This window comes from Phytoactinopolyspora endophytica, assembly GCF_004138495.1.
Classification (GTDB): Bacteria; Actinomycetota; Actinomycetes; order Jiangellales; family Jiangellaceae; genus Phytoactinopolyspora; species Phytoactinopolyspora endophytica.
The window spans coordinates 212,915-214,522 of the sequence record NZ_ML142855.1; the positions used below are offsets into that span (position 1 = coordinate 212,915).

General features: G+C 66.9%; 1 protein-coding gene. It reads right to left on the bottom strand.

The genetic code is table 11. The annotated features are described in order from the left end of the window. Positions 1 to 47 precede the first annotated feature (47 nt). On the bottom strand, positions 48 to 1,608 hold a 1,561-nt coding region (locus tag ELR45_RS35250; RefSeq protein WP_165367810.1), incomplete at its 5' end, for a tetratricopeptide repeat protein.

Sequence of the window (1,608 nt, forward strand, 5' to 3'; positions counted from 1 at the left end):
CGCCGGCGTGGGTTCGCCCAGAACGGGTTATCCGTTCTGGGCGACCGTCACTCGCCCCCACCCTGACCTGGCTCGGCTAGCGGCAGGCCATCGAGCTGGTTGCGGACCTCTGCGGCTTTGGCGGGGTCGTGCTCGTCGAAGATGTCCGCGGCGTGGGTCCAGTATCCGCGGGCGTCGTCGTGGGCGCCTTCCGCGGCCAGGATGGCGCCGATACCGTAGAGCGCTCTGGCCTGCTCAAACGGGTCCTCGACATCCTTTCCGGCGATATGGGCGTCCTCGTAGTGGCTGCGCGCGCGGATGTTGTCGCCTTTCTCGCGATATGCGTCGCCGAGGTTGTTGAATACCGTTACCTCGAGCCGCGGGTAGTCCATGTCCTTCTTGATCGCCAAGGCGTCATGATGATGGCGGATGGCTTCCTCGTGGTCGCCGGAGGCCGACAGGATGCAGCCGATGTTCGTCAAGGCGAAGGCCATTGTCGAGGTGTCGTTCACTGTCCGAGCGATGGCAAGGCCCTGCTGCGCGGAGTGGAGTGCGTTCTCTCGATCTCCCAGCAGGAGCTGCGCGTCGGAGAGGTTGCTCAGACTCACCGCCTGCATATGACCGTCGCCGATCTGCTCCGCTTCGGCCGCACCGAGCTGGTGATACTCGACGGCCTCGGCCAGGCGTCCGGCGCGCTGATACGCGACCCCGAGATTGGCCACCACGATCGCCGCGCCGCGGCTGTTCTCGATGGCGCGGTTGAGGTCGAGGGCGCGGTGGAGCCGGTCGATGCCTTCGGACACCCGTCCGAGGTGCACGTCCATGATGGCCTGCGCGTTGACCGCCGAGCATGCACCGTGCAGGTCGTCGACGGCGTCGAAACCGCGCTCGGCATGGTCGAGTAGCTCCGCGGCGCTGTCCCATTCATCGAGCCGGATGAGCACTTGCCCCAGATCGAGGCTGGCCCTGGCTTCGCCGACCTGATTGCCGCGTGAACGTGCGGTGTCGAGGGCCGACTGGTGCAGCAGTTGGCCCTCTCGGTGCCGTCCGATCAGAATCAGCCACCATGCGGCGCCCTCGGACAGGTGGACGGGCAGGTCCGGCTGGTTCAGGTCGGTTGCATGACTGACCAGGGTCAGGATGTTCTCGATATTGGCGTCCAGCCATGCCGTCGCCGAGCTCTCGTCGACATCCGGCAGGTGGACGTGCTCTGGAGGCCGACGATTGTGGTGGGTTCCGACCGCCAGATGCCGGACATGGTGCGCGGCCCACACCATCGCCACGTAGTGGTCGCAGAGCCGACCCGTGGCGGCGCGACGCTCGGCGGGGCGGTCGTACTCGTAAGAGCGGTCAAGGGCGTAGGTCTGGACGAGGGCATGCAAGCTATAGCGGTCTGGTCGTGGCCGGGTGACGAGATGCTGTGCGATGAGCTCGTCGAGGTTCCGCCGCGCACGGTCGGGATCGCTGTCGATGAGGGTCGCGACGGCGCCCGTGTCGAGATCCGTGCACGGATGCGTGGCGAGAAACCTCAGGGTTGCCTGCGCACTCGGCGAGAGGGCGGAGTAGGAGAGCTCGAGTGTCGCCTCGATGGCGTCGTCCAGCCGGAGGCCGCGGCGGCGCTCGAGCAAC